The sequence below is a fragment of the Longimicrobiaceae bacterium genome, from assembly GCA_035936415.1.
In the GTDB taxonomy this organism is placed as follows: Bacteria; Gemmatimonadota; Gemmatimonadetes; order Longimicrobiales; family Longimicrobiaceae; genus JAFAYN01.
Genome location: DASYWD010000550.1, coordinates 1 through 3679 on the forward strand (window position 1 = coordinate 1; position 3679 = coordinate 3679).

A 3679-nucleotide genomic window follows, 5' to 3' on the forward strand; every position below is an offset into this window, starting at 1 on the left:
GAGCGGAGCGGCGGCGGGCGCGGGGCGGGCGCGCGCGACGCGGAGGCGCACGGCGTTCGCACCCGCGGCCACGACGTGCACTGAGCCCGCCGCCGGAGCGGACATGAGCCAGACGGAGACCACCGGGGCCGGGGCCGCGGCCCTCGCCGTGGACCCGGACGAGCTGCGCGTCTCGAATCTGCGGGCGGTGCGCGGTCCCAACTTCTGGAGGCTGGCCCCGGTCATCGCCTGCGACCTGCGTCTCGGCGCGCTGGAAGACGTCCCCTCGACCGCCATTCCCGGCTTCAACGAGCGCCTCCTGGAGCTCATCCCCACCCTGGACCAGCACCCCTGCTCCCGGGGCGAGACGGGCGGCTTCGTGGAGCGCCTGCGCGAGGGCACCCACCTCCCCCACATCCTGGAGCACGTCGCGCTGGAGCTGCAGACGCTGGCCGGCTCCGACGTGCGCTTCGGCCGCGTGGTGGAGTCCGGCGACGAGGGGGTGTGGTGGCTGATCGTGGCGTACGAGGAGGAGGACGTGGGCCTCCGGAGCGTGCGCGACGCCGTGCGCGTGGTCCGCGCCTGCATGACCGGCGAGCCGCTGGACCTGCACCGGATCGTGGACGACCTGCACGACCTGCGGGAGGAGGTGCGGCTGGGCCCCTCCACCGCCGCCATCGTGGAGGAGGCGCAGCGCCGCGGGATCCCCGTGCGCCGGCTCAACTCCAGCTCGCTCGTGCAGCTCGGGCTGGGGAAGAACCTCCGCCGCATCCAGGCGGCGATGTCCGACTACACCAGCGCCATCGGGGTGGAGATCGCGCAGGACAAGGACGACACGCGCCGCGTGCTGCGCAACATCGGCCTCCCCGCGCCGGAGGGCGACACCGCCACCACGCTGGAGGACGCCATCGAGGTGGCGCGCGAGATCGGCTTCCCGGTGCTGCTGAAGCCGCTGGACGCCAGCCAGGGGAGGGGGATCTCCGGGCGGCTGGACGACGAGGACGCGGTCCGCCTGGCGTGGCCCATCACCAGCGAGTACTCCCGGCGCGTGGTGGTGGAGCGCTACGTCCAGGGGAGGGACTACCGGGTGCTGGTGGTCGACGGGACGGTGGCCGCGGTGGCCGAGCGCGTCCCGGCGCACGTGATCGGCGACGGGCGGAGCACCATCCGGGAGCTGATCGACGCCGCCAACCGCGACCCCCGGCGGGGGAAGGGGCACGGGAGGATCCTCACCCGCCTCCCCGACGACGGGCGCACCGAGGAGTTCCTGGCCACCTGCGGGCTGAACATGCAGTCCGTGCCGGAGGCCGGGGAGTTCGTGGCGCTGCGCGCCACGGCCAACCTGTCCACCGGGGGGACCTCCATCGACCGGACCGACGAGATCCACCCCGACAATGTGACCGCGTGCGAGATGGCCGCGGGGATCGTGGGGCTGGACATCGCCGGGATCGACGTGCTCTCGCCCGACATCTGCATCCCCTTCCGGGAGAACGGCGCCGTCATCATCGAGGTGAACGCCGCGCCGGGCCTGCGGATGCACACCCACCCCAGCGAGGGGACGCCGCGGAACGTGGGGGCGCCCATCATCGACATGCTGTACCCCCCGGGCGCGGAGTACAGCATCCCCGTGATCGCCATCACCGGGACCAACGGCAAGACCACCACCACGCGGCTGGTGGCGCACCTCTTCCGGCAGACCGGGAAGACGGTGGGCTTCACCACCACCGACGGCGTCTACCTGCAGAACCGGCTGGTGATGGAGGGGGACATGACCGGCCCCTTCTCCGCCAACATCATCCTCAGCAACCCCACCGTGGACGTGGCGGTGCTGGAGACGGCGCGCGGGGGGGTGCTGCGCGCGGGGCTGGGCTTCGACGAGGCGGACGTGGGCGTGGTGCTGAACGTCAGCGCCGACCACCTGGGGATGCGGGGGATCAACACCCTGGAGCAGCTCGCGGAGGTCAAGGCGGTCATCCCCGCCGTGGTCAAGCGCGAGGGACACGCCGTGCTCAACGCCGACGACCCGCTGGTGTACGCCATGCGCGAGCGCACCGGCGCCGACATCGTCCTCTTCTCGACGAGGGCGGAGGGGGAGAACGAGCTGTTCGAGGACCACATCGAGCGCGGCGGGATCGGCGTGCGGATCGAGGACGGCACCTTCGTGATCCGCCGCGGCCGGCTGCGCATCCCCATCGCCAGCGTCCGCGAGGTGCCGCTGATGCTGGGGGGCGCGGCGCGCTTCCAGCAGCAGAACATCCTGGCCGCCATCGCCACCGCGTACGTGCGGGGGGTGCGGTACGACACGATCCGCGCGGGGCTCCTCTCCTTCTTCCCCTCGCCCACCATGACCCCGGGGCGGCTCAACCTGCTGCGGGTGCGGAACGCCCGGGTCCTGGTGGACTACGCCCACAACCCCGCGGCGGTGGAGGGGCTGATGGAGGTGGCGATGGAGCTCCCCGCGCGCCGGCGGGTGGGGGTGCTCGCCGCGCCGGGGGACCGGCGCGACGAGGACATCCGCGGGGTGGGGCGGCTCGCCGCGGGGCTGGACCTCGCCCTGCTCAAGGAGGACGAGGACCTGCGCGAGCGCGCCCCCGGCGAGGCGGCGGCGCTCCTGGCGGAGGGGCTGCGGGAGGGGGGGATGGCGGAGGACCGCATCGAGACCTTCCGGAGCGAGGCCGAGGCGGTGGACCGGATGCTGGCCGGGCTGCAGGAGGGGGACCTGGCCGTGGTGCTGGCGGACGACGTGCGGGGGGTGCTGGCGCGGATCCACCCGGACGCGAACGGGGCGGGCGCCACCTGAGGCGATGCCGCTCCCCGACCCGTTCGCCGAGATCCGCCTCCTCTCGCTCCGCTCCATCCGCGGCGCCAGCCTGTGGTCGCGCCGCCCGGTCACGCGCATCGACCTGCACCCCGGCGCGTACGACGAGATCTCCTCCGCCGAGGTCCCCGGCTTCACGGAGGCGCTGCTGGAGGCCCTCCCGGAGCTGTGGGAGCACCGCTGCTCGGTGGGCGAGCGCGGCGGCTTCGTCACGCGCCTGCACCGGGGGACGTACGCCCCGCACATCGTGGAGCACGTGGGGCTCGCGCTGCAGAACCTGGCGGGGCACGACGTGGGGTACGGGCGGGCCCGCGGCGGCGACCGGCCGGGGGAGTACACGGTGGTCTTCGAGCACCTGCACGCCGAGGTGGGGCTCCGCGCCGCCGCGCTCGCGCTGGAGACCGTCCAGCGCGCCCTCGCCGGGACGCTGGACGGGATCGATCACCCGCTGGCGGAGCTGCGGGCGCTGGCCCGCACGCCGGAGCCGCCCCCGTTCCGCTTCGCGGTGGGATGCGGGATCACCGGCGGGGGCGACCGCGGCGCCGCCCGTGCGGAGCTGCTGCGCCGGGGCGTCCCCGCCGACGCGCTCCTGGTGGACGTTTCCCCCGCCTACCTCCTGAACGCGGGGCTCCCCTACTCCTCCTCGAAGGTGGCACTGATCCTGGACGCGGAGCCGGCGGACGTCCCCGAGCGCTACCGCGACCCGGAGATGGCCCGGAAGCTGGTGTCCGTGATGGCCGACGCCGTCCCCCCGGGCGGCATCGTGGTGGTCCCCGCGGGGGAGTGGGACGTGCAGGACCGCGTGCTGGACGCGGGCCGGCGGGTGGCGGCGTTCACCCCGGAGGAGGGCCCCTCCGCGCGCGACGCGCGCGTGTCCCACGC

The 3679-nt window shown here is 74.4% G+C and carries 2 protein-coding genes; both read left to right on the forward strand.

Annotation, left to right across the window (positions count from 1 at the left end; genetic code table 11):
* Nucleotides 1–103: 103 nt before the first annotated feature.
* Nucleotides 104–2779, forward strand: a complete 2676-nt coding sequence (gene cphA / locus VGR37_22130; GenBank protein HEV2150112.1) for a cyanophycin synthetase — start codon at nt 104–106, stop codon at nt 2777–2779.
* Between the two features lie 4 nt (nt 2780–2783).
* On the forward strand, nt 2784–3679 hold an 896-nt coding region (locus tag VGR37_22135; GenBank protein ID HEV2150113.1), incomplete at its 3' end, for a hypothetical protein.

What these genes read in the sequence shown, in the direction of transcription:
- cphA (HEV2150112.1), top strand. Translation starts at nt 104, where the DNA reads ATGAGCCAGACGGAGACCACCGGGGCCGGGGCCGCGGCCCTCGCCGTG.